At 65.6% G+C, this 21158-nt stretch carries 21 protein-coding genes; 11 read left to right on the top strand and 10 right to left on the bottom strand.

Annotated features, from left to right (window positions below; translation table 11 throughout):
- Positions 1–327 (top strand): 50S ribosomal protein L13 (gene rplM, locus JHC57_RS13825; RefSeq protein WP_294030658.1); only part of this gene is annotated, 327 nt, incomplete at its 5' end.
- Positions 327–824: a 30S ribosomal protein S9 gene (gene rpsI / locus JHC57_RS13830; protein ID WP_294030659.1), complete on the top strand. Its 498-nt coding sequence runs from the start codon at positions 327–329 to the stop codon at positions 822–824. The genes rplM and rpsI, both read left to right, overlap by 1 nt.
- A gap of 110 nt (positions 825–934) precedes the next feature.
- On the opposite strand, the gene JHC57_RS13835 is transcribed toward rpsI, so the two are convergent.
- From JHC57_RS13835 to JHC57_RS13850, 4 genes are read right to left on the bottom strand one after another with little or no spacing between them, the layout of a single operon-like run.
- The gene (locus JHC57_RS13835; RefSeq protein ID WP_294030660.1) at positions 935–1978 is read right to left on the bottom strand and encodes a phosphotransferase; all 1044 of its coding nucleotides are present in this window, start codon (positions 1976–1978) and stop codon (positions 935–937) included.
- Entirely contained in the window at positions 1975–3081 is a 1107-nt protein-coding gene (locus tag JHC57_RS13840; RefSeq protein ID WP_294030661.1) for a hypothetical protein, read from the bottom strand. The genes JHC57_RS13835 and JHC57_RS13840 overlap by 4 nt, the downstream gene beginning before the upstream one ends.
- A 49-nt stretch (positions 3082–3130) precedes the next feature.
- On the bottom strand, positions 3131–3979 hold the full coding sequence (locus JHC57_RS13845; RefSeq protein ID WP_294030662.1) for a metallophosphoesterase: 849 nt from the start codon (positions 3977–3979) through the stop codon (positions 3131–3133).
- A complete protein-coding gene (locus JHC57_RS13850; protein ID WP_294030663.1) occupies positions 3976–4818 on the bottom strand; it encodes a diacylglycerol kinase family protein in 843 nt (280 codons plus the stop codon). The genes JHC57_RS13845 and JHC57_RS13850 overlap by 4 nt, the downstream gene beginning before the upstream one ends.
- Before the next feature lie 122 nt (positions 4819–4940).
- Here JHC57_RS13850 and JHC57_RS13855 point away from each other — a divergent pair, with 122 nt between their 5' ends.
- The 3 genes from JHC57_RS13855 to JHC57_RS13865 are packed head-to-tail and all read left to right on the top strand — an operon-like array spanning position 4941 to position 7419.
- Positions 4941–5867 (top strand): alpha/beta hydrolase, encoded by a 927-nt coding sequence (locus tag JHC57_RS13855; protein ID WP_294030664.1) that lies wholly within the window; start codon positions 4941–4943, stop codon positions 5865–5867.
- Positions 5864–6658 (top strand): nucleotidyltransferase family protein, encoded by a 795-nt coding sequence (locus JHC57_RS13860; RefSeq protein WP_294030665.1) that lies wholly within the window; start codon positions 5864–5866, stop codon positions 6656–6658. Before JHC57_RS13855 ends, JHC57_RS13860 begins: the two co-directional genes overlap by 4 nt.
- A complete protein-coding gene (locus tag JHC57_RS13865; RefSeq protein ID WP_294030666.1) occupies positions 6655–7419 on the top strand; it encodes a phosphocholine cytidylyltransferase family protein in 765 nt (254 codons plus the stop codon). The genes JHC57_RS13860 and JHC57_RS13865 overlap by 4 nt, the downstream gene beginning before the upstream one ends.
- On the opposite strand, the gene JHC57_RS13870 is transcribed toward JHC57_RS13865, so the two are convergent.
- The 5 genes from JHC57_RS13870 to JHC57_RS13890 are packed head-to-tail and all read right to left on the bottom strand — an operon-like array spanning position 7407 to position 12322.
- Positions 7407–7835, bottom strand: coding sequence for an HIT family protein (locus tag JHC57_RS13870; protein ID WP_294030667.1), 429 nt, complete (start codon positions 7833–7835; stop codon positions 7407–7409). The genes JHC57_RS13865 and JHC57_RS13870 overlap by 13 nt on opposite strands.
- Complete coding sequence (locus tag JHC57_RS13875) at positions 7832–8935, bottom strand: CDP-alcohol phosphatidyltransferase family protein (RefSeq protein ID WP_294030668.1); 1104 nt, start codon at positions 8933–8935, stop codon at positions 7832–7834. The genes JHC57_RS13870 and JHC57_RS13875 overlap by 4 nt, the downstream gene beginning before the upstream one ends.
- The gene (locus JHC57_RS13880; RefSeq protein WP_294030679.1) at positions 8932–10071 is read right to left on the bottom strand and encodes a hypothetical protein; all 1140 of its coding nucleotides are present in this window, start codon (positions 10069–10071) and stop codon (positions 8932–8934) included. The genes JHC57_RS13875 and JHC57_RS13880 overlap by 4 nt, the downstream gene beginning before the upstream one ends.
- Positions 10071–10772 (bottom strand): HAD-IB family phosphatase, encoded by a 702-nt coding sequence (locus JHC57_RS13885; protein ID WP_294030681.1) that lies wholly within the window; start codon positions 10770–10772, stop codon positions 10071–10073. The genes JHC57_RS13880 and JHC57_RS13885 overlap by 1 nt, the downstream gene beginning before the upstream one ends.
- 5 nt (positions 10773–10777) lie before the next feature.
- Complete coding sequence (locus tag JHC57_RS13890) at positions 10778–12322, bottom strand: oligosaccharide flippase family protein (RefSeq protein WP_294030670.1); 1545 nt, start codon at positions 12320–12322, stop codon at positions 10778–10780.
- Positions 12323–12439: 117 nt separating this feature from the next.
- Here JHC57_RS13890 and JHC57_RS13895 point away from each other — a divergent pair, with 117 nt between their 5' ends.
- From JHC57_RS13895 to zapE, 3 genes are read left to right on the top strand one after another with little or no spacing between them, the layout of a single operon-like run.
- Entirely contained in the window at positions 12440–13222 is a 783-nt protein-coding gene (locus tag JHC57_RS13895; protein ID WP_294030671.1) for a succinate dehydrogenase iron-sulfur subunit, read from the top strand.
- Positions 13219–13710, top strand: a complete 492-nt coding sequence (locus tag JHC57_RS13900) for a PaaI family thioesterase (RefSeq protein WP_294030672.1) — start codon at positions 13219–13221, stop codon at positions 13708–13710. Before JHC57_RS13895 ends, JHC57_RS13900 begins: the two co-directional genes overlap by 4 nt.
- The gene (zapE, locus tag JHC57_RS13905) at positions 13707–14828 is read left to right on the top strand and encodes a cell division protein ZapE (RefSeq protein ID WP_294030674.1); all 1122 of its coding nucleotides are present in this window, start codon (positions 13707–13709) and stop codon (positions 14826–14828) included. Before JHC57_RS13900 ends, zapE begins: the two co-directional genes overlap by 4 nt.
- Here the strand turns inward: zapE and JHC57_RS13910 are convergent.
- Positions 14799–15842, bottom strand: a complete 1044-nt coding sequence (locus JHC57_RS13910; RefSeq protein WP_294030675.1) for a hypothetical protein — start codon at positions 15840–15842, stop codon at positions 14799–14801. The genes zapE and JHC57_RS13910 overlap by 30 nt on opposite strands.
- 409 nt (positions 15843–16251) lie before the next feature.
- Between JHC57_RS13910 and mdh the strand changes: the two genes are divergently transcribed.
- From mdh to JHC57_RS13925, 3 genes are all read left to right on the top strand, one after another.
- Positions 16252–17214, top strand: coding sequence for a malate dehydrogenase (gene mdh / locus JHC57_RS13915; protein WP_294030676.1), 963 nt, complete (start codon positions 16252–16254; stop codon positions 17212–17214).
- 61 nt (positions 17215–17275) lie between these two features.
- On the top strand, positions 17276–18166 hold the full coding sequence (gene sucD / locus JHC57_RS13920) for a succinate--CoA ligase subunit alpha (RefSeq protein WP_058455589.1): 891 nt from the start codon (positions 17276–17278) through the stop codon (positions 18164–18166).
- 81 nt (positions 18167–18247) lie between these two features.
- Positions 18248–21070 carry a 2-oxoglutarate dehydrogenase E1 component gene (locus tag JHC57_RS13925; RefSeq protein ID WP_294030677.1) on the top strand — a complete coding sequence of 941 codons (2823 nt, stop codon included), beginning with the start codon at positions 18248–18250 and terminating at the stop codon, positions 21068–21070.
- The last annotated feature ends 88 nt before the right edge of the window (positions 21071–21158 follow it).

Consider the following 21158-nt stretch of genomic DNA (forward strand, 5'->3'; position numbering starts at 1 on the left):
CACGTCGATTGCGGTGACAATGTCATCGTCATCAACGCCGAGAAGGTGGCGTTCACCGGCAAGAAGCTGCAGGACAAGCGTTACTACAAGCACACCGGCTATGCCGGCGGCATCAAGGAAACGAGCCCCGCGAAGATCCTCGAAGGCCGTTTCCCCGAGCGCGTGCTCGAAAAGGCCGTCGAACGCATGATCCCGCGCGGCCCGCTCGGCCGCCAGCAGATGCGCAACCTGCGCATCTTCGCGGGTACCGAACATCCGCACGAAGGGCAGAACCCCGAAGTGATCGACGTCGCGTCGATGAACCGCAAGAACAAGGTGGGTGCATAATGGCTGACGAACAGACCATGACCGATCTCAAGGATCTCGCCGGCGCCGTCGAAGGCACCGTCGCTCCGGCTGCCCCGACCGCTCCGCTCCGCGAAAAGCAGGTCGACAAGCAGGGCCGCGCCTATGCGACCGGCCGCCGCAAGGACGCCGTCGCCCGCGTGTGGGTCAAGCCCGGCACGGGCAAGATCACGATCAACGGCCGCGACCAGGAAGTCTATTTCGCGCGTCCGACGCTGCGTCTCGTCATCAACCAGCCCTTCGGCCTGACCGAGCGCGTTGGCCAGTATGACGTTGTCGCGACCGTCAAGGGCGGTGGCCTTTCGGGCCAGGCGGGCGCCGTGCTGCACGGCATCGCGCAGGCGCTGACCCGTTTCGAACCCGCGCTCCGCAGCCCGGTCAAGGCGGCTGGCTTCCTGACCCGCGACAGCCGCGCCGTCGAGCGTAAGAAGTACGGCAAGGCCAAGGCCCGCCGCAGCTTCCAGTTCTCGAAGCGCTAATCGGTTTCTTCCGTCGACGGACGGAGAAAGGAAGGGCGGTCCGGCAACGGGCCGCCCTTTTCTGTTGCGCGTTGAAGAAACGGGTCAGGCGCCGACGCCGCACGGCTCGGTCAGAGCAGGTCGAGGCTCCCGAGTGCGAGCGCTTGCCGCGCCGGCCGTTCGGCCATCACCGCGAACATCTCGTCACCGCGTGCCGTGCGTTCGACGCTCATCGACGCAAAGACCGCCATGAAATAGCCGCTGAGCGCGCCGACGCGATAATCGGTCCACAGCGCCCCCGCGTCGGGTGCGACGCCGCGCCGTTCGAGCGCCGCGATCCAGTGATCGAACGCCGGGCGGTCGGCTGCCGCGCGCTCGAACGGGTCGGCGATGCTGGTCCCGAGCAGATAAGCAAGGTCGGTCGCGCCGCTGCCGCGCCCGAGCGTCTGCCAGTCGACGAGCCAGCAGCTCTCGCCATCGGGCGCGAAGAGGATATTGTCGATGCGCAGGTCGCCGTGGACGATCGTTCGCGCGGCGGTTTGGCGGGTCAGATAGGCGTCGAGGCGCTCGATGATCCCGACGCCAATGTCCAGCACTTCGGGTTCGAGCCGCGTCGCATAGCGTTCGCGAAAGCCTGCATAGAGTTGCGGGAAGAGGGCGCGGATCACATCGCCATTGTCGCGCGCAAGCCAAGGCAGGTCGCCGAGCCGTGGGTCATCCCACAGCAGTGCATGCAAGCCGGCTGCGGCGTCGATGCACGGAACGAGGCTCGCCAGCCCGAGCCCCGTGAGCTGATCACCCTGTCTCGCAGGGGCGAGGTCGGACAGGATCAGGATGAAATCCACATCGTCGCCAGCGATTTCGGCATAGTGACAAACGGGGGCGGCGACCCCGCTCCCGGCGGCGAGTTCGCGGTACCAGCTCACTTCCTTGACATAGGTGCCGGTGAGCTTGGCGATGTGGCGGCTCGCGTCATCGTGGCTCGGGCATTTGGCAACGACCGTCGCCGGCGCATCGACATCACGCACCCAGTCGAGTGTCAGTCGAAAGCTGTCGCACATCTGTCCGGTGCCGACCTTGCTGACGGTGAAACCGCGCAACGCATCGGCATCCTGTCCCAGCTTGCCCGCGAGCCAGGCGGACGACATTGCGTCGGGCGAGGTCGGGAAGTTCAAGCGACGGGATCCATCAGGCCGTTGAGGCCAGTTGGCGCGTGCGGTCCAACGAACAATTGTTCGAGCACGCCGACGCCGCGATGCGTCGTGCCGCCATCGGTCAGCTCGGCCGCAACGAGCGCCTGGATATGCATCGCGAGCGGATTGCCCCAACCGCGCTCGGTTTCGGCCATGGCGTCATGCGCGACCGCGAGTTCGGGGCCGTGGTCGAGTCCGTGGCCCCAGACCGGGTGCGTGTAACCAAGACCACTCATAGCGAAGACCGGCCCCATCGGGGTGAGCGTAAGCGCGTGGCCGGGTCCGAGATCGGCTGTCATTCGGGCGATCCGTCGTGAGCCGGGGGTCCATCGGACGTCGAACGTCGCGTCACCGAAATGCTGCTCGGTTCCGTCTTCGGTGTTCCGGCTGTCGCGGACGATCACGGCGCGGCGGTTCCACGGAGCTCCCGCGCCATCGTCGTTGCTGTGGAAGAAGAGCGAGCGATCGTCGAAATTGCATGGTGTCCACAGCCAGAAGAATTGGGTGAAATTGCCTTCGGGCGGCGGTTGCGGCTCGCTCGCGCCGACCGGGCGCACGCCCCAGCTGCGGTCGCGCGTCCCGCTCCACCCGTCGCCAGCCTCGATGCGTTCGCCATCGACCGACAACCAGCCCGACCAATGACCGTTCTGCGTCATGCGCGTATAATCCATGAACAGGCGTGTGCCGTTACGGCGGATGAAGCGTGGCTCCTCGATCGGGAAATGGCGGTTCGTGAAGCGCAGTTCACCCTCCAGCGGGCCGTCGTTCGGCGAGATACGGAGCGTCAGGACCTGCAGCGGGATGTCGATATCGAGGATGATCGGTCCGACCGACAGGTTCAGCCGCTCGCCGCCCGACCGGCGGCTGGCGCGGAGGTTATACTGGACGCCGTGCAGGATGACGCAAAAGCTGGCGTCGACGATGCCTAGCTGCGGATAAAAGCCCATAGCGGCGGCAAAGAAGACCGATCCGTCAGGCGAATAGCCGTTGAAGAAATAGCGGTCGTAGAAGTTGCGGTCGGTTCCGGCGAACGCGATCGGTTCGCTGGTCTGGTGTAACGGAAAATCGTCGCCTTTGGTCAGCATATGTCCTCATCCCGTTTTTTCTTGCAACGTAACGGGATAAGGAACGGCGTCAATGCACCGGTGGATCGATCGGCGGCACGGCCGCGACGGGCGCGACCGGCTCGCCGGGTTCGCGCGGCGGCAGCGCGTCGGGCGGAACATCGTCGATCTGCATGTCGGGCGTCGGGACATGCTCGAGATTGCGGACGCGCACGTCGATCGCCGCGCCTTGAACGGTGAGGTCGTTGAAGCTGGGCGGGGTCGAACGGATGCGCTGCGACAGCGTGCCCGCGCCGATCATGCGGATGGCCCCGGCCGCCGTCTCTTTCATCAGATCGAAGGCGTCGTGGACATGGCCGGTGAGCACGGCGGCGACGCCGCGCTTCGCCAACGCTGCAAGCGCACGTTCGCCGCCGCGGGTCAGCGCCCGGCCTTTTGTGCCCGCCTCGACCAAGGGGTGATGCGCCGTGACCAGCACCGTCGTGTCCGGCGGTAGTGCGTCGATTACGGTGAGCGTCTTTTCGAGGGCCCGCTCCGTCACCCAGCCCTTTGACCAGTCGAGTCGCCACTGCGCGCGCGCCGTGGTCTTGAGCGGCACCACCGCGACGCCTGCCAGGTCGAGTTCACACTCGACCAGCCGCTCGATCCCGCGAATGCGGCGATAGGGATAGAAGAAACGCTCGAAGGGATTGAAATAGGGGAGGTCGTGGTTGCCGACCTCGACCGTCACCTTGACGTCGAGCGCGCCGATCCAGTCGCACGCCGCGGCGAACTCGCGGCTGCGCGCGCGCATGGTGAGGTCGCCGGTGATCAGCACCGCGTCGGGCCGCTCGGTTCGGACGCAGTCGGCGAACCAGCCGAGCGCGGCGCGGTCCTCGAGCCCGAAATGCAGGTCGCTGATATGAAAGAGCCGCGTCATGCGGTGACGGGCTCGGTGGCGAGGAACGCGAGCGGGCTGGCCTCGAGGCGATAGGTCCTGCCGGGCGGCAATTCGGCGGGTTCGCCGTCGAGGAGCAGGCCGATTGTTCCGCTGCCTTCGATGACGACCGCACGGCGCTCGGACAGGTCGACGCTCGGGCCTTCCCGAAAGTCGCCGCCGAGCCAGGCGATCCCGTGGCGCAGGATCGATCCCGCGCTGTCGGTGATCAGGCCTTCGGCAAGGATGCGGTCGGACTTGGGCGTCAGGTTGATCGCCTGGAACATTTGGTCCGAACCGCGAATGCGTACGCCATCGCCGTGAAGCGTCGCATCGATCGCATCGGGGATGGTTTCGGCAAGGCCGCTGAGGCTGAGCGAGCGGAATTGCTCGCGAACCTCGGCCCACGCCGTTGTCGGCCCGGCGATTACGCCGATGTAGGCGCGTCCTGCGTCGCAGAGGATCGTCGGCGGATGCACGCTCCGCGCCTTGCCCGCGAGCGCGTCCCGCAAGATTTCCTCCGGGCCGCGCTCGCCGTGCAAGGTCTTGTGGAACAGGTTGAGCGTCCCGCCGGGAAGCGGGAGCATCGCGCCGTCCCATGTTTCGAGCTTGCTCGCGGCGGCGTTGAGCGTGCCGTCGCCGCTCAGGACCAGCAACAGGTCGGTATCATTGTCTTTCAGCGTGGCGGCAGACGGCAGGTCGTCGTCGGGAAGGATGGTTGCCTGGACGAGCGGCGCGCCAGCCGCATCGCATATTTCGGTCAAACGGCCGACGAGCGCCTCGTCGGAACTGCCGCTGCGCAGGTTGCAGACGAGGGCGGGGCGGGTAAAGCTGCTGGCCATTGCCCTGTCCTACGCGCGAACGCCAAAAAGGTCGCGGCGCTCATCGCAGCGCCGTCTTGTTCGCCGCACCGCCGCCCTGTAGGGCGCGGATGATGGCGGGGCCCGTTTCCAAAGGACGACGGTTGATCAAATTCCTTTTCGTTGTGCTGCTGCTCATGCTGCTGTTCGGCGGCGGCGCAAGAATGATCGTCGCGGGCGGTGCCAGGTCGCTCAACATGGCCGACCGACTGCTCGGGCAGGGCGATGGCGCACGGCTGCTGCTAGCCGACCAGCCGTACGGTCGCGGGCCGCGCCAGTCGCTCGACATCTGGGTGCCCGAAAATGCCGATGCCGGCGACCGGCTGCCTGTGATCGTCTTCTTCTATGGCGGGGGCTGGGACAGCGGCGAGCGCGACAGTTACGGCTTTGCCGGGCGGGCGCTGGCGCGGCAGGGCTTTGTCGTCGTGATTCCCGATTATCGGCTCGTGCCCAAGGCGCATTGGCCCGACTTTATCGAGGACAGCGCGGCGGCGGTCGCGTGGACGCATGAGCATATCGCCAAGCTCGGCGGCGACCCCGACCGGATCGCGCTGATGGGTCATTCGGCGGGCGCCTATAATGCCGCGATGCTCGCGCTCGATCCGAAATGGCTGCGCGCGGCGAAGAGCGATCCCTCGATCATTCGTGGCGTCGCGGGCCTTGCCGGCCCCTATGACTTCCTGCCGCTCGAAAAGGGCGGCCGCGGCGACCGGGCGATGGGCAAGGTCAGGCCGATCGAGAAGACGCAGCCGATCCACTTCGCGCGCGGCGACGCGCCGCCGCTCTGGCTTGCGACCGGCGACGAGGATGACACGGTGCGCCCGCGCAACAGCCAGAACCTGGCCGCTGCGATCGAGCAGGCAGGGGGACCGGTGACGCTGCGCATCTATCCCGGCATGGGGCATACCGGTATCGTGATGGCGCTCGCCGCGCCGTTTCAGAATAAAGGGCCGGTACTGAAAGAGGCGACCGACTTCCTGCGCGGCGTGACCGGCCGCCGCATCGCGCCCGCGTCGGAGACAGCGCAGTGAGCGCCGGGATCCCGGCGATCGTGCTGGCAGGCAGCCGACCCGGTCCCGACCCGCTGCTGACGGGGAGCGGTGTGTCGACCAAGGCGCTGCTGCCGATCGCGGGGCGGGCAATGCTCGTTCATGTGGTGAAGGCGCTGCGCGCGGCGCCCGAAGTCGGTCCGATCACGATCCTTGCGCAAAACAGCGCGGAACTTGCCGCCGAGCCGGGTCTGGCCGGCCTCGCCGACCTGTATTTTGAGGATTCGGGGCAGGGGATCAGTAGCTCGCTCGCCGCCGCACTGCCGCCGGGGGACGATCCGCTGCTGGTAACGACCGCCGACAATGTGTTGCTCACGCCCACGATGATTGCCGAGTTTCTTGACGGCGCCGAGGATAGCGATGTTGCGGTCGCGATGGTGGAGCGCGATACTTTGCTCGCGCGCTATCCGCAGTCAAAGCGCACCTGGCTGAAATTCCGTGGCGGTTGGTGGTCGGGCGCGAACATGTTCCGCCTGCGCGGGCGCCGCGTATTACCCCTGCTCGACTTCTGGGGGCATATCGAACGCGACCGCAAGAAGGGGCTCAAGATCGTCGCGGCATTCGGGCCGTGGCTGCTCGTTGGCGCGCTGCTCCGCCTCTTCACGATCCAGCAGGGGATCGCGCGCGCGGGCCTCCGTTTCGGCCTCAAGGCCAAGGTTGTGCCGATGTCCGAACCCGAGGCGTGCATCGACGCCGACAAGCCCGCCGATATTGACCTTATCGAAGCGATATTTGCCGCACGGCGGGAAGCGGCTATAGGCCAGCCCCTATGAGCATCGACAAAGCCATCATCCTGTCGGCCGGGCAAGGCTCGCGCCTGCTGCCGCTGACCCGCGACATCCCCAAATGCCTGATCGAGTTCAACGGTCGCAGCCTGATCAGCTGGCAGGTCGCGGCGCTCGTCGCGAACGGGATCAAGGATATCGTCGTCGTCACCGGCTTTCGCACCGAGCGCGTCGAGGATCACGCGCTGCAGCTCTACCGCGACACCGGCGCGCGGATCCGCACCCTGTTCAATCCCTTCTTTCAGGTCGCCGATAATCTCGGCACCTGCTGGATCGCGCGCGAGGAGATGGACCGCGATTTCATCATCCTCAACGGAGACACGATCATTTCGGACGAGATCGTCGCGAAGCTGATCGCGGGCGCGAACGAGCCGATCAACGTCACCGTCGACGTCAAGGCCGACTATGACGACGACGACATGAAGGTGAACCGCGACGCCGAAGGCCGTCTCCATCACATCGGCAAGCGGCTGCTGCCCCCCGACACCAACGCCGAATCGATCGGCATGCTCGCCTTCGTCGGCGACGGGCCGTCGATCTTCCGCAATCAGGTCGACCAGATGATGCGCACCCCCGATGGCGTGGAGCGCTGGTATCTGCGCGCGATCGACATGATCGCCAAGGGCAATCGTGTCGGCACCGTGTCGATCGAGGGGCTCGAATGGCAGGAAGTCGACTTCCCGCAGGATGTCGAGGCCGCCGACGCACTCACCGCGAAATGGGCCGAGGAAGGCCGCTACGCGAAATAGGGCTTGAGCCAGCCGGCAACCGCGGCGACCTGTGCGTCGTCCAGCTTCACCGCTTGTCCGAGGTCGGGCTGCGCCGGCCAGCCGGCATCGGCAATTGTCAGCCCCGCGCCCGAACGTTCGCCCTCATAGCGGGGCAGCACGTGAAAATGGACGTGCGGGTCGACCATCATCAGCATCAGATAGTTGATCTTCGCATAGCCGACGGCCCGCGTCAGCGCGGCCTCGATCAGGGCGGTTGCGGTCTTGAGCTCGGCATACGCTTCAGCCGGAAGATCGCCGAATGCGGTTGCGTCGGACTTCGCGGCGAGCACCAATGCGCCAAGCGTCGGCTGTGCCGGGCGCAACAGCACCACCCAATGGTCATATTCGGCGATCAGCGTCGCCGGGTGGCCGAATTTTGCGATGGTTTCGTTCATGCTTCTTCCATCCAGCTGACGATCGGACGGCCCGAGCGTTTCGCGGCATAAGCCTGCACCAGCCGCACTGCGTGGACGACCAGCGAGATGCCCGTCCACCATGCGAGCGCGATCAGGCCAACGTCGGGGCGCCCCGCGAGCGTGGAAAAGAAGAGGATCGCAAAATTCGGGTTGCGGCGTGCGGTGACCAGCCGGAACTGGCTGTCGAACTTTTGCCAGACATGGATGTCCATGCCGAAGTCCTTGATGAACAGCCCCTCGATCACGCGCTGGAGGATATAGCCCGCGACCACCGCGATCATCACCAGCAGGAAGGTCTGGTTCGACAGCGCGAGGCCCCATGAGCCGAGCCCGACGCCCCAGAAATACCACCAGAAGGGCGGGTGGACCAGATCGACGCCATGGTCGGCGACATTGCCCCATTTCGAAGAGGTGATCGTGCAGCGCGCGAGCTTTCCGTCGACCGTGTCGAGCACCATGAAGACGAAGCCCGCGAGCATTCCGGTCCAATAATGGCCGTAAGCGAACAGGTAGGTCGCATAGACGCAGAGCGCCGCGCCGATCGCGGTGACCATGTTCGGCGTCATGCCGATGCTCGCCGCGCCGCGCGTCAGCCATAATGCGAGTTCGGGCCAGAGATATTTGGTGAGCGCGTCGGTCACGCCCTTATAGGCGCCGAAATAGCTCTTCCGCTCGATTGCACGCCGTGTCGCGGGCGTCAGGCGTTCGATGAAGGGGCAATCGAGCTTGCGCAGCTGGCGGTTGTAGATCTGCGGATTGCCCTGATAATCGATGATGGTGAGAGCGCCGCGATTCTGCGCGATATCCTCGGGCCGCAGGCCGCCGGTCAGATGCGCCATCACCAGATCGCCGCCGTCCATCACGACCGTCCCGGGCAGCGTTACGATATGACGCAGCCACACCGGATCGAACACATAGTCGAGATTGACGTAAAGCCGTGGGCCCGCCTTGCTCCCGGTTTCGGGCAATCCCTCGGCGCGCGCCAGCCGCCGCAGCCGCTCGGCATTGGTCATGCCCCAGACGGGCGTCGAATTTTCGCCGATCGGGGTCAGGGCGGGCAGGAGCTTGGCGTCGATCATCTGCCGCTCTTATCCTGCCCCGCGTTCTTTGCAAGGAAGCGCAAGATCGCCTCGGCTCCGCGTTGTGCCGCGCCCGCCGGATTGCCGCCGATCGATTCCGCCAGCCTTTCGCGCTGGGCGTCGGCATAAAGCGGATGGCGACCGGGCGCCTGTTCGAGCGCGCGTGGCAATTCGGAAAGATCGTCGATGACGTCGCCGAGCGTCCAGAAGAGATAATCGGGATCGCCGACCCAATCGACCTCATGCGCGTTGAGAAACAGGCACGGGCGCGGCGTGGCGAGAAACTCGTAAACCTGGCTGCTGACATCGCCGAGGTAGATGTCGGTGCCGCTCGTATAGCTCATGTCGAACAGGCGGTCGGACCCGAGGTCGATCAGAATCTTGCCCGGGACGGCCAGCTTCGTTACCGCCGCGCGCTCGGCGTCGCTCGCTTCGGCAAACAGGCGCACATGCGGCGCGACGACGAGATTGTAGCGATCCTGACCTGCGAACCAGGCGATGATGTGGCGGCCGAAGCGATCCCAAGACGACAGCTCGTGCTTGAAATGCGGCGCGTAGAGGACGGTCGGCCGGCCATTGGCGAACAATGGTTCACGCGCCGCCTGCAGTCGCGGCACCAGGTCGAGCTTCACATAGCCGTTGACCGCATAATGGCCCGGCCGGATCGTCCCGGCATCGAGCATTCGCTGTTCGCTCTTTTCACCTGCCACGAGCGCAAAATCGAAATGCCGGTCGCGCACGTCGAAGGTGATCGCCCGGTCGCCCGCCCCATGCGGCGTGAAGATCAGCCGCGTCTTGCGCGGCAGGAAATGCCGGATCGCGGTGGTGGTCCGTTCGGGCACGACGATCGCATCGAACTGCCGGAAAAAGGACAGGGCATCGAGCAGCATCGGCAGGCGCGGATTGCGGAAGAGACCCTTGTCGCGGAGCCAGCGTGCGAGACCTTTCTGGCCGAGCAGTGTGATGCTCGGCGCAAATCCCGGATAGGCGAGGGCGACCTGTTCGACCACGCGCAGATGGTCTGCACCGGCGACGGCAACCTCGACGGCCTGCCCCTGCGCTGCCATCTCCGCTGCGATCGGCAGCGCATGAAACACATGGTGTGGTTCGCCGACGAACAGGAAAAGGATGCGCATCACCGGGCCTCTGTCACCGCGGCATTTTCGAAATCCGCGGCGCGCCAGCCATGTTTCGCGGCCAGCCGGACATATCTGTCGCCGCGGCCGACCAGCCAGGCCTCGCCGGCGAGTGCAAAGGTCGGCGCGTCGCTGATATGGTCGGAGTAGGCACGGATATGCGCCACCCCGGCCGCCGCGTTGGCGGAGAGCCATTCCTCGACGCGCCGGGCCTTTTCGACCCCGTAGCAATTGGGTCCGTCCAGCTGCGGCAGCCAGTTGCCGTCGGCGTCGCGGTGGTGGCGCGAGGCAAGGATTGCATCGAAGCCGAGTGCGTCGGCGATCGCGCCGGCATAAAATTCGGGCGCCGCTGTTGCCATCAGCAAACGGTATCCCTCGGCCCGATCGCGCGCGATGCACGCGGCGGCGCCCGGCGGGACATCGCGCGGCACGCGCCATGCCGCAAAGGCGGCGGCGAGCGCCTCCGCGCGGGACGACGCGATGCTGCGCCCGAGCATCAGCCGGATGGCGGCGGGCTTGAAGCGCTCACGCCCGTAGAGGCGAAGCGCGTAGCCGATCATCAACGCCGCGAATGCGGGAAACAGCAGGAGGCGCCAAGGCGCCTCACGCCATGCGGCCCACAGCAGGAACAGGGTGAAGGTCGGCGTACGCAGCACGGTGCGGTCCAGATCGTAGATTGCGACGCGGACGGGTGTGGGCATGCCGGTCACGCATCGTCGCTTTCGAACAGCCGGAGCCGGCGGCCGGTCTTGCCGAGCGACAGGCGGTCGGCGAGCGGCAGCGCGAAGCGGAGCGCCGACCAGATCGCAGCGGCGGCGATCAGCACGAGCAGCGGCAGCGAAAGCGCGTCGGGAAGCAGGTCGACGATGACCGCCGCCGTCCCGGCAACGATGGTGATCGCAAGGCCGCGCAGGGCCACGGCCGGAAATTGCGCATCGAAGGGATGCAGTTTTTCGATGATCGCCAACTGGAGTGTCGGGATCGCGGCCATGACGACGAGCCCGATCGCGGTCGCCAGCGTCACCCCCGTCAGCGGGTCGAGATGGCCGACGATCAGCCATCCCGACCCGACTGCGACCGCGACTCCGAAAATGCTGGCTGTCAGCTGCTGCCGAAAGGCGGCGACAACCTGCAGCACCGGTGCCGAGATGCCGAGTACGGCTTCCCCGGCGCGCGCGAACAGCAGGATGACCAGTGCGGCCTGTGCGGCCTGCGCCCCATGCCCGAACAGCCCGAGCAGCGATGCGCTGCCCGCAGCGAGCACCGCGGCGAGCGGCAATGCGATCGCCGAAATAAGCCGCGTGGCATAGGCGTAGATGTCGGCGACCTGCCGCCTGTCCTCGCGCTCGGCGCTCGCGGCGAGCGGCGCCATCACATAGGTGAAGGCGATGCGGACGAGCTGGACGACGCTCGACAGCTTGCGCGCGATCGTGAACAGGCCCGCCGCCGCTGCGCCCGCGGCGCCGGGAAGCAGCATGTTGAGGATCAGTGCGGGTGCATCGCCGAACAACCGCGCGATGATATTCGACGGCAGGATGGAAAGCCCCGCCAAAAAGGTGTTGCGCGCGGTCTCTCCCGCCCACGGCCCCCGCCACAGGTCGGCGAAGCTGTAGTGGCGCGCGAGCAGGCGGACACTGAGCGCCGCGGTGATGCCAAGCGAACAGAGATGCGCGATGAAGAGCCCCTTGAGCCCCAGGCCGCCCGCGAAGAAAAGTCCGGCGAACACAAGCCGCATCACCTGTTCCCAGACGATGCGCAGGCGGATTTCGGCACCGAACACCATGCGCGCGCGCAACGCCGACGTGGCGATCTCGACAAAGGCCCATAGCGGCAGCGCCCAGACGAAGATGCGGATAGCGGGCGTAACGAGATCGCGATCTTTCGCAGCGACATTGAGCAGCGGCCCGAGTTCGGCGGCGAAGACGGCGACGAGCGCCGCAACGAGGATGCACGGCCCGACGCCGAAGGCCATCGCCGTACGCAGCGCCGCGGCCGCATCGGCGCCGCTTGCCGACTGCGGCACCGTGCGCTGCATCGCGCTCGTCATGCCGAGGTCGAAGATATTCTCGAGCAGGTTCACCGCGGCCCACAGCACGGCATAAAGGCCGTAACCCGCGAGGCCGAACATCAGGACATAGAGCGGCTGTGCGACGATCTCGACCATGGCGCCGAGGCGTGCCAGCACGGTTGTGCCAAGTCCGCGCGCGACGCTGCGGCTGGTAACGGCGGGCTGGGCGGCGCTTTCGCTCATCATCGCCGCCCTAGCGTCTTGCCTGCGCCCCTGCCAGCGGCTTTCGCGCGTTGACCCCCTTGTCGACTTCGCCAATCGGGTCTAGGCAGCGCGCGATTGCATAGGGAAGACCGCGATATGGCCCAATTTGTCCTGCCCAAGAACAGCCGCCCTCAAAAGACGGGCAAGGTCCACAAGGCCGAGGGCGCGACCGCCGTCAAGAAATTCAAGGTCTATCGCTACGACCCCGACAAGGGCCAGAATCCGCATTTCGACACGTTCGAGATCGATACCGAAAAATGCGGGCCGATGGTCCTCGACGCGCTCATCAAGATGAAGAGCGAGCAGGATTCGACGCTGACCTTCCGCCGTTCGTGCCGCGAAGGCATCTGCGGCAGCTGTTCGATGAACATGAACGGCAAGAACGGCCTCGCCTGCACGACCGCGATCGAGGATCTGAAGGGCGACATCACGATCACCCCGCTGCCCTCGATGGACGTCATCAAGGACCTCGTCCCCGACTTCACCCATTTCTACGCCCAATATGCGTCGATCGAACCGTGGCTCAAGACCAAGACGACAACGCCGAGCGGCAAGGAGCGCCTGCAGTCGCCCGAGGAACGCGAAAAGCTCGACGGCCTCTATGAGTGCATCCTTTGCGCCTGCTGCTCGACGAGCTGCCCGAGCTACTGGTGGAACAGCGACAAGTTCCTTGGCCCCGCGATCCTGCTCCAGGCGTATCGCTGGCTCGCCGACAGCCGCGACGAGATGACCGGCGAACGCCTCGACGAGCTGGAGGATCCGTTCCGCCTCTATCGCTGCCACACGATCATGAACTGCGCCAATGCGTGCCCCAAGGGCTTGAGCCCTGCGCGTGCGATCGCCGAGATCAAGAAGCTCGAGGCCGAGCGGCAGGTGTGAACGACGGGATCGAGGAACCGAAGCGCCGCGAATATTTCAGCGCCGAGGAACTGGAAGGCGGCTGGGTCAGCTGGGATCTCAAGGACCCTACGCGTTTCAACAGTTTCATCGAACCGCTGACCGTTCGCGCCGAGGCGCCGACGCCCGACGGCCGGCCATGCGCGCGGGTGCGGATGATCCCGGAGCGCAAGCACAGCAATCTCGGCGACAATGTTCACGGCGCGGTGACGCTCGCGCTCGTCGACATTGCGCTGTTCGCCGCGTCGCACCAGTTCGGATCGCTCAATGCCGGCCATTCGGTGACGCTCGATCTGTCGACCCAGTTCGTCGGCGCCGGCCGCGTCGGCGAGCCGCTCGACGCCGTGGTCGAGCTGGTGCGCGAGACCGGCCGTCTGATTTTCCTGCGGGGGCTCGTTGTGCAGGGCGAGGGTGACCGTCATATCGTGCTGAGCTTCGCCGGAACAATCCGCAAGGCGAGCGCGAAGTGACCACCGTCCTTGCGGCTTACGACGCGCTCGTCGCGGCGGGTGAGCTTCGTCCCGATCCCGAACAGCGCGCGGCTGCCGAGCGGTTGAGCGAGCTGCAGGCCGAACTCGAGGCCGTGCCGCGGCGCGGCAGCCTGCTCTGGCGCCTGACCGGTCGTAAGCCTGAGGCGCTGCGCGGCGTCTATCTGTGGGGTGCGGTCGGGCGCGGCAAGTCGATGCTGATGGACCTCTTCTACGATCGGCTTTCGATCCAGCGGAAGCGGCGCGTCCATTTCCACGCCTTCATGCTCGACGTCCATGCGCGGATGCGCGAAGTCCGGAAAAGCGAGAGCGGCGATCCGATCCCGCTCGTGGCCGAGGCGCTCGCCGAAAATACCCGCTGCCTCGCCTTCGACGAGATGGTTGTGAATAACAGCGCCGACGCGATGATTCTCTCGCGCCTGTTCACCGCGCTGATCGATCGCAGCGTGACGATGGTCGCCACGTCGAACCGCCCGCCGAAGGATCTCTACAAGGACGGGCTCAATCGCGAACATTTCCTGCCCTTCATCGTGCTGGTCGAGGAGCGGCTCGACGTGATGAGCCTCAACGGCCCGACCGACTATCGCCGCGATCGGCTGGGCGACGGCGCGCGCTGGTTCGTTCCGGCTGATGACGCGGCGAGCGCGGCGCTGTCGGCCGCCTTCTTTCGCCTGACCGACTATCCGCCCGAAGACCGTGCGCATGTCCCGACGCTCGAACTCGACGTCGGCGGCGGACGGACGCTCCATGTGCCGAAGGCGCTGAAGGGCGTCGCAGTCTTTTCGTTCAAGCGGCTGTGTGGCGAGGCGCGTGGCGCCGCGGACTATCTCGCCGTCGCGCGGCATTTCCACGCCGTCATCATCGTCGGCATTCCGCGCATGGGTCCCGAGAACCGCAATGAGGCGGCGCGCTTCGTCACGCTGATCGACGCGCTCTACGAATATAAGGTCAAGCTGCTCGCGAGCGCGGCGGCAATGCCCGACCAGCTTTACGTCGCGGGCGATGGCGCGTTCGAGTTCGAGCGGACGGCGAGCCGCCTCGCCGAAATGCAGTCCGACGATTATCTGGCGCTAGGCCACGGCCAGGAAGACGCCGCCTAATATCTTGCCCCAGCGCGACGAGTTGACCGTTACCGAGACGAGGTCGCGGACATAGCGCACCTCATGCGCCAGATGTCCGAAGCCCTGCTCGATCGTTCGGCGAAGCGTGCGCAGCGGCTTGGGTGCGGCAAGGCCGATGCGTGCCGGTCGCTCGGGTGGCCCGGGAAGTGTCGCAAAGCCGCCGCTCGTGACGCGGGCATCATCTGCCACGGCGCGGCAAAGTGCCTCCATGCGCGCGATCGCGAGGCGGTTGGGAACCGCGCGGTCGCGGCTCAACAATTCGAAGCTGTGGCTGAACGCCGAGAACTGGATCGCGCCGCTCGCTGCGCTGTGGTCGAGCGCATCGCGCATCTCCTCTTCGGACATCGCGCAAAGCTGAGCGGGGCGGAAGCGGCTCGCGCGGTCCATAAGCCCGCTGACCGGCACCTCGCAGACGCCATGGTGAATCCGCATGCCGAGGTTGCCGGGATCGAGCGAGATGTCGCAGCCGTGGCCCTGCCACGCGCCATTGAAGCTGCTGTCGAACCGGAAACCCAGGGCGGCGAGGGCGCGCAGCGTGTCGTCGTTGGCGCCGAAATTGCCGGCCCGAAACGCCGTGGGTTTCGGCGCGCCGGCCCCGACGAGGATGTCGCGGGCGAGGGCGATCAGCTTTTTCTGCGCGGCGAGCGGGAAATCGCCGATATTGCGGCCGGTGAGGCGCCCCACCGGATTGAAGCGCGCGAAGGTGAGCCATTCGGTGTGGATATGCACCTGCACCTCGTGCCCGCGCTCGACAACGGGCCGGACGATCGCGTCGACGATGCCGGGGCCATAGACCAGCGCGGGCATCGGATCGATGAAGAAGACGCCTTTGAGTCCGTGGGCTTCGAGCATGTCCATCTGGAAATGAATGCCGAAATCGCCCTCGCGGCAGCGACCGAGGATCGAGCTTTCGAAATTGGCGCGCGCACCGGCGCCGCGTTGATAGAGCCCGGCGGACAATTCGGTGTCGAAGCTGATGATTGCCCGGGTCACGCCTTGCGCCTAGCAATGCTGCGATAAGGGAGAGTTAACCGGCACCTGCGGGATATTCCCCCCCTGATGCACCAAGCCTCTCTCACGCTAACATGCCCGCAGGCGGGGAACAAGCTGCCCGAATTGAGTTCTCGTCCGCGGACAGGATGATGGTCGGCATCGCAAAACCATCATATGCTTGTCGCACTTCGCCGCCACTCCCATGTAAAAAGGAGACTCGCAATCAAGCTTATAGTTATTGCGAACTATTAGCAAAGAAAGGCGGTTTTTCGTCCTTTTCGCGGTTGTTTCCTTAAGGGAATCGGCGTAGGGGCGTCGCCAGTCTTGGGACCGGAGCGGAGCTTTAGCCCGTACTCCCGCCGGTCTGTGAACCAATGCCGGGCTTGCCAGGAAGGGAGTGCCGCGCGCCATGGGACGCAAGAAGATCGCTTTGATCGGAGCCGGGAATATCGGCGGAACGCTGGCGCTTCTCGCCGCGCAGAAGGAACTCGGCGATGTCGTCCTGTTCGACGTCGTCGAAGGCGTGCCGCAGGGCAAGGCGCTCGACCTGTCGCAGGTCGGCCCGATCGCGGGCTTCGACGCGAAGATCACCGGCACGAACGACTATAAGGACATCGCCGGCGCCGACGTCATCATCGTCACCGCCGGTGTCGCCCGCAAGCCGGGCATGAGCCGCGACGACCTGCTCGGCATCAACCTCAAGGTCATGAAGGCCGTCGGCGAAGGCATCAAGGCGAACGCCCCCGACGCGTTCGTCATCTGCATCACCAACCCCCTCGACGCGATGGTCTGGGCGCTGCGCGAATTCTCGGGTCTGCCGCACAACAAGGTCGTCGGCATGGCCGGCGTGCTCGACTCGGCGCGCTTCAGTCACTTCATCGCTGACGAGTTCGCCGTGTCGGTCAAGGATGTGAACACTTTTGTGCTCGGCGGCCACGGCGACACGATGGTCCCCGTCGTCCGCTACTCGACGGTCAACGGCATCCCTGTTCCCGACCTCGTCAAGATGGGTCTGTCGTCGCAGGACAAGATCGACGCGATCGTCAAGCGCACCCGCGGCGGCGGCGGCGAAATCGTTGCGCTGCTCGGCACGGGTTCGGCCTTCTATGCCCCGGCCGCGAGCGGTATCGCGATGGCCGAGGCCTACCTTGGCGACCAGAAGCGCATCCTGCCCTGCGCCGCCTATGTCGACGGCCAGTATGGCGTTGACGGCCTCTATGTCGGCGTTCCGGTGCTGATCGGCGCCGGCGGCGTCGAGAAGACCGTCGAGATCGAACTCGACGATGCCGACAAGGCTGGGCTCCAGGTCTCGGTCGACGCGGTCAAGGAACTGCTCGACGCGTGCAAGGCGCTGGATCCGAGCCTCGCCTGATCCTTTTTGGCCGGCCCGGCGTTATGCGCCGGGCGCAGGCTCTCCCCGGGAGATTTAGAATATGTCCATCCTCATCGACAAGAATACCAAGGTCATCACCCAAGGGATGACCGGCGCCACCGGCACCTTCCACACCGAACAGGCGCTCGCTTATGGCACGCAGATGGTCGGCGGCGTGACGCCGGGCAAGGGCGGCACGACGCACATCGGCCTGCCGATGTTCAACACGGTCGAGGAAGCGAAGCATGCGACCGGCGCCACCGCGTCGGTCATCTATGTGCCGCCGCCGTTCGCCGCCGACTCGATCCTCGAGGCGATCGACGCCGAGATCGAGCTGATCGTCGCGATCACCGAGGGCATTCCGGTGCTCGACATGGTCAAGGTGAAGCGCGCGCTGTCGGGCTCCAAGTCGCGCCTGATCGGCCCGAACTGCCCCGGCGTGCTGACCCCGGAAGAGTGCAAGATCGGTATCATGCCGGGCAACATCTTCAAGAAGGGCAGCGTCGGCGTCGTCTCGCGCTCGGGCACGCTGACTTATGAAGCTGTGTTCCAGACCTCGAACGTCGGTCTCGGTCAGACGACCGCGGTTGGCATCGGCGGCGACCCCGTCAATGGCACCAACTTCATCGACGTCCTCGAACTCTTCCTCGCCGACGAAGCGACCAAGTCGATCATCATGATCGGCGAAATCGGCGGCGACGCCGAGGAGCAGGCGGCGCAGTTCCTGATCGACGAAGCCAAGCGCGGCCGCAAGAAGCCGATGGCCGGATTCATCGCGGGCCGCACCGCGCCTCCGGGCCGCCGCATGGGCCATGCCGGCGCGATCGTGTCGGGCGGCAAGGGCGACGCCGAAAGCAAGATCGCGGCGATGGAAGCCGCCGGCATCAAGGTGTCGGCGAGCCCGTCGGAGCTCGGCACGACGCTCGCCGAAGTGCTCAAGGAACGCGTCTGAGCAGGCGGCCCGCTGCGCCCTTTGCCGGCGGGCCTCCGCTTCCCATATAAAACCCACCCCTTCCTCCCCGTGGAAAAGCAGATGAACCTCGAACGACAAAGCTTCGACATCGACGAGCCGCAGGCCGGCCCGAGCTGGGCGCCGAAGAACTGGCCCCGGATCGACAGCGACGACCTGACCGCCGCGCTCGACCCGCAACAGATGCAAGTCGCGGTGAAGGCGGCCGCCGCCAAGGCTGGCACGCCGCTGTCGAACGCCGAGGTCGAACGCGCCGCCGACGATTCGATCCGCGCGATGATGCTGATCCGCACCTATCGCGTGCGCGGTCACCTTGCCGCCAATCTCGATCCGCTCGGTCTCAGCCAGCGCGAGCTGCCCGCGGACCTGACGCCCGAATATCACGGCTTCGTCGGTGCGGATCAGGACCGTCCGGTCTATATCGGCGGGACGCTCGGCCTCGAAAAGGCCACGATCCGTGAGATCGTCGCGATCCTGCGCGCCAATTACTGCGGCAATGTCGGCCTCGAATATATGCACATCGCCGACATCGAGGAGCGCCAGTTCCTGCAGGAACGGATGGAGGGCGCCGACAAGATCATCGAATTTTCGGTCGAGGGCAAACGCGCCATCCTGAACAAGGTGATCGAAGCCGAGGAATGGGAGAAGTTCCTCGCGCGCAAATATGTCGGCACCAAGCGCTTCGGCCTCGATGGCGGCGAGTCGATGATCCCCGCAATGGAATCGATCATCAAATATGGCGGCCAGTACGGGGTGCGCGAAATCGTCTATGGCATGGCGCACCGCGGGCGCCTCAACATGCTCGCGAACGTCATGGCGAAGCCGTACAAGATCATCTTCCACGAATTTGCCGGTGGCAGTGCGAACCCCGACGATATCGGCGGTTCGGGCGACGTCAAATATCACCTCGGCACCTCGACCGACCGCGAGTTCGGCGGTGCGACGGTGCATATGTCGCTCGTCCCCAACCCGTCGCATCTCGAGGCGGTCGACCCCGTCGTGCTTGGCAAGGTCCGCGCGCAACAGGTCGTGCGCGACGACCTTGAAAAGCACGAGCAGGTACTGCCCGTGCTGATCCACGGCGACGCGGCCTTCGCGGGGCAGGGCATCGTCTGGGAATGCCTCGGCTTTTCGGGCATCCGCGGCTACAACACCGGCGGCTGCATCCACTTCATCGTCAACAACCAGATCGGCTTCACGACCAGCCCGCAGTTCGCGCGCTCGTCGCCCTATCCGTCGGACGTCGCCAAGGGTGTCCAGGCGCCGATCCTGCACGTCAACGGCGACGATCCCGAAGCGGTAACCTTTGCGTGCAAGCTCGCGATCGACTTCCGCCAACAGTTCAAGCGCGACGTTGTCATCGACATGTGGTGCTATCGCCGCTTCGGTCACAACGAAGGCGACGAGCCCTCGTTCACCCAGCCCTTGATGTACGAGCGGATCCGCAAGCATCCGCCGGTGTCGCAGCTTTGCGCCGCGAAGCTGCAGGACGAGGGCGTGATCGACGCCGGCTGGGCCGACGCGCGCCGCGCCGAATTCACCGCGCGCCTCGAAGGCGATTTCGAATCGGCGAAAAGCTACAAGCCGAACAAGGCCGACTGGTTCGCGGGCCGCTGGTCGGGGCTGCACGCTCCCGCCGACCCCGAGAATGCGCGCCGCAATATCGCGACCGGCGTGTCGGAGAAACTGTTCGATGCGATCGGGCGCACGCTGACGACGATCCCCGACAATGTCGAGGTGCACAAGACGCTCCGCCGCGTGATCGACGCGCGCGGCGCGATGTTCGCCGACAAGAGCGACGGCGAAGTGTTCGACTGGGCCACCGCCGAAAGCCTAGCCTTCGGTACCTTGCTCAGCGAGGGCTATCAGGTGCGTCTGTCGGGTCAGGATTCGGGTCGCGGCACTTTCAGCCAGCGCCACGCCGTCTGGGTCGACCAGAAAAGCGAGGAGAAATATGTCCCGCTGACGACCGTCCCGCACGGCCGGTTCGAAGTGCTCGACAGCCCGCTCTCCGAATATGGCGTGCTCGGCTTCGAATATGGCTATGCGATGGCCGATCCCAAGTCGCTGGTTCTCTGGGAAGCGCAGTTCGGCGATTTCGCCAACGGCGCGCAGATCATGATCGACCAGTTCATCGCGGCGGGCGAGGCCAAGTGGCTGCGCGCCAACGGCCTCGTGATGCTGCTGCCGCACGGCTACGAAGGACAAGGGCCCGAGCATAGTTCGGCGCGTCTCGAACGCTTCCTCCAGCTTTGCGCCGGCGACAATATCCAGGTGTGCAATATTTCGACCCCGTCGAACTATTTCCACGTCCTGCGCCGCCAGATGCTGCGTCCGTTCCGCAAGCCGCTGATCATCATGACGCCCAAGTCGCTGCTTCGTCACAAGCTGGCGGTATCGCAGCGGTCGGATTTCATCGGCGACGCGCATTTCCGCCGTCTGATGTCGGATCGCACGCCGCCTGCGGACAAGGACGTCAAGCGCGTCGTCCTCTGTTCGGGCAAGGTCGGTTATGACCTGATGGAGGCGCGCGACGCTGCGGGCCTGACCGACACGACGGTCGTTCGCGTCGAACAGATCTATCCCTTCCCCGGCGAACCGCTCGCGGTCCGCCTGAAACGGATGCCGAAGCTCGAAGAGGTCGTCTGGGCGCAGGAAGAGCCGCGCAACAACGGCGCGTGGTTCTTCGTCAACGAGCTGATCGAAGAGGCGCTGACCGAGGCGGGCCATAAGGGCATGCGTCCGCGCTACGCCGGCCGTGCCGCTGCCGCGTCGCCTGCGACCGGCCTGATGAGCCGGCACCAGACCGAACAGTCGGCACTCGTCGCCGATGCCCTCGGCCTTTCGGTTCGCGCCGAAATCCGCCGCACCAAGAACAAAGCTTAAGCCCAAAGCCTGATCCCCTAAGGAACTGCACCCATGAGCACCGAAGTCAAAGTCCCCACGCTGGGCGAAAGCGTTACCGAAGCGACCA

Source organism: Sphingopyxis sp. (assembly GCF_016463645.1).
Classification (GTDB): Bacteria; Pseudomonadota; Alphaproteobacteria; order Sphingomonadales; family Sphingomonadaceae; genus Sphingopyxis.